The sequence below is a fragment of the Pseudomonadota bacterium genome (genome assembly GCA_039714795.1).
In the GTDB taxonomy this organism is placed as follows: domain Bacteria; phylum Pseudomonadota; class Alphaproteobacteria; order JAGOMX01; family JAGOMX01; genus JBDLIP01.
The window spans coordinates 1-3236 of record JBDLIP010000157.1 but is presented as its reverse complement, the minus strand read 5'-3'; the positions used below and the strand labels follow the sequence as shown (position 1 = coordinate 3236).

Sequence of the window (3236 nt, the reverse complement as noted above, 5' to 3'; positions counted from 1 at the left end):
AAATGTCATGAGAACTGCACAAAAAGGTTTTACCCTGATTGAATTGATGATCGTTATTGCGATTATTGGTATTTTGGCGGCGGTTGCTATTCCCGCTTACCAAGACTACATGAGGAAAGCCAAGATATCCGAAGGGATGCAACTGATGGGGGGACTTAAGACGGGGTTAGAAACCAACTATGCTGAGGAAGGAACTCTGCCAAATACAGGTTCACCTGGTTTTGATGATCTGGGATTAACAACCACAGGTAAGTATGCACATGTCGCATACACCAAGGCTGATATTGGTACGCTAGTAATAACTTTTGATAATATTACCGGTCAACTCGAGATTGACCGGGCTCAGGGCAAGTGGACGTGTAATAATGGTACTCCTCCACTGGATGTCAAAATTCTCCCCAAAGTTTGCCAATAATATAATTATTGGTGGTAATCCTGCACAAACGATGATTTTCAGTCACTGTAGGATTACCTAATATTCATGAAAACTTCGGTGTTTTGGATCGTCCAAGATAAATCTTGGACTCCTTTTATACCTTAAAACTAAACCCGCTCGCTAAGCGGGTTTTTTTTTATCTTCATTTCCAGAGATCCTAAAATGCAGAAACTAAGCACACCTCTCGTTTCTCAAGTGAGCTATGGCGGCCTGTTTTTCCTCATTTTGCTCACTACTGTTGGGCTTTATTGGCAAGGATTAAATGGTATTTTTATCCTCGACGATATGCCTAACCTTGAAAGCTTAAGAAGTATTAAGGGCGAGGGGATTTATGCCATTTTTCTCTTTGCCCTTGAAGGAATAGCAAGTAGCCTTGGACGCCCCATTTCATTATTCACTTTTGCTTTACAAGCGGATAATTGGCCTCATCATCCTTGGGAGTTTAAATATGTGAACCTTATGATACACTTGCTCAATGGTTGCTTAGTGTTCTGGTTCATCCTCTCTCTCTCTCGCCTGATGAAATTATCTGAAAAGCGTAGTCTATTACTCGCTTTTCTGACGGCTTCTCTCTGGTTATTGCATCCCTTACAAGTATCTACTGTGTTATATGTGATACAGCGTATGACACAACTCTCTACGCTCTTTACTTTAGTAGGACTTTTACTCTATTTGCATGGTCGCCAACATCTGGCACAAGATAGACTCAAATCCGGTTTTTTTTGGGTTTCTATTGGCGTTGTTTTAGGCGGGGTACTGGGAACCTTGAGTAAAGAAAACGGAGTTCTACTTGTACTATACATCATCGTACTTGAAGTCACACTGCTCCGAACCTTGCCTAAGCCCCGTTACTGGCGACTTTGGTCCTGGATTTTTCTTTATCTACCTTTAGTTTTACTCGCACTCTATTTTTTAACCCATATTAATACCCTCTTACAAGCCTATGATATTCGGAATTTCACACTAGGGGAACGTTTACTCACAGAAGCGAGAATACTCTCCGACTACATTTCTAAGATACTGTTGCTGGCACCATACGAATTTGGTTTATATCATGATGATTACACCATTTCTCGTCATTTATTGACACCTCCAAGCACTTTGATAGCCATCATTTTTATCATAGTTATGTTTGTGACAGCCCTTTGGAAGCGGCACATTTGGCCAGTTTTTGCATTAGGGGTATTATGGTTTTTAGCTGGACATGTCTTAGAATCCAGTTTTATTGGACTGATGTTGTATTTTGAACATCGCAATTACCTAGCCATGTTGGGAATAATATTCTCAATCATTTATGGTGCTATATGGTTGTTTGAGTACATATTGACACCTAATTTACGCAAAGCCAGTATTTATTTGAGTAGCTTGTTTTTTGCACTCTTTTTATTGCTCACATGGTCAGAAACAGATTTGTGGGGCAAGCCGCTGGAACAGACGGTATTTTGGGCGGAACAACATCCCCAATCTCCCATGGCACAAACTCATGCAGTTGCTTTTTTTCAACGTATTGGTGAAAATGCAGAAGCCGAAAAATACGTTCGACATATTCTAGAAACTTTTCCGGACGATACCGCGCCTTATTTATACTTAATAGAGTTATCATGCCTCTATGAACCGGTAAAATTGCCTGATATGCAACAAGTTATCCAGCATTTTCGGACGAGCAAATATAATCATGCGATAGTCTCACTTCTAGAGTTCATATTAAAACAACGGGCAGAGGGTCGTTGCGATTTAGATTCATCCACGATGGACAAAATGCTTAACACATTGATAGAGAATCCGAATAATGCTCGCTATAAAGCCTCTTTTTACTATCAATACGTTATGTTTCATGTTTCTGAAAAACGTTATGAACAGGCAGTGCAGGTTGCGAAAAAAGCTTTAGCATTAAGAGATTCGCTCTCGTTGCGCCTGAGTCTGGTTGAGTGGTTGATATTAGATGATCGGTTTGATGAAGCGAAGGCGGCTGTGGAAGAATTCCGTGCGGAAATCAATCCCATCAAAGTACATCTTTATGAGAAACAACTGAAGTTGCTGGAAAATAAAATTGAGATCGCACAGGAACTACGAAAAATGGGCTTTCAAATTAAGGAAGAACGGTAGACTTAGTTTAAAGGACAATGCCATCGCCGTTAAGGGCAACCACAAGGGATTGCCCCTACATAATCTAACGGTTTGTAGGGGCAATCCTTTATGGTTGCCCTTTTATCTTGGACTCCTACCATAAAAAAGGCAAAAATCTATGACAAGCAAACAACGAGGGATGACCCTCATCGAATTGGTGGTCGTTTTTGCAATTGTCGCCATATTAAGCGCATCCGCTATAGCACTCTACAAGCATTACCTCAAAAAAGCCACAGTAGCAGAAGGGGTAAGCATGTTTTCCTTTTTTAGGACAGCGGTAGAAACTTTCTACTTTGAAATGGATAACTACCCGGCATCATTGAATTCCTTGTCGCATATCCCCACCCAGGGCAACCATGTCATAGGAATGGAGTACAATCCAGGGCCTCCGATGAGGAACAAAATATGCTTTAAGGGGTTCCCAGCAGGTCAGAACTGCATTGAATGGATATGGCAGGATGTTCCACCACAAGCGTATTGGACTTGTAAACCAAGCGAGACTAACACCAGTCTTGAATCAATATATCTCCCCAAAAATTGTCAAGACTGATGATGAAGCATTTATGAAATATCACTTGAGTATCATTTTACCTTGTCTGAATGAGGCGCAGAGTTTAAAAAAGCTTATTCCGACTTTAAAACAATATTACGCCGACGCTGAAATTATTGTGGT

At 40.8% G+C, this 3236-nt stretch carries 3 protein-coding genes; all 3 read left to right on the top strand.

The genetic code is table 11. The features are described 5' to 3' along the window. Window positions 1-415: pilin (locus ABFQ95_08175; GenBank protein MEN8237493.1), on the top strand; the 415-nt coding region annotated here is incomplete at its 5' end. A gap of 183 nt (window positions 416-598) precedes the next feature. Next, a complete protein-coding gene (locus ABFQ95_08170) occupies window positions 599-2542 on the top strand; it encodes a hypothetical protein (protein MEN8237492.1) in 1944 nt (647 codons plus the stop codon). A gap of 139 nt (window positions 2543-2681) precedes the next feature. Continuing rightward, window positions 2682-3113, top strand: coding sequence for a prepilin-type N-terminal cleavage/methylation domain-containing protein (locus ABFQ95_08165; GenBank protein MEN8237491.1), 432 nt, complete (start codon window positions 2682-2684; stop codon window positions 3111-3113). Window positions 3114-3236: the final 123 nt, after the last annotated feature.

What these genes read in the sequence shown, in the direction of transcription:
- ABFQ95_08170 (MEN8237492.1), top strand. Translation starts at nt 599, where the DNA reads ATGCAGAAACTAAGCACACCTCTCGTTTCTCAAGTGAGCTATGGCGGC.
- ABFQ95_08165 (MEN8237491.1), top strand. Translation starts at nt 2,682, where the DNA reads ATGACAAGCAAACAACGAGGGATGACCCTCATCGAATTGGTGGTCGTT.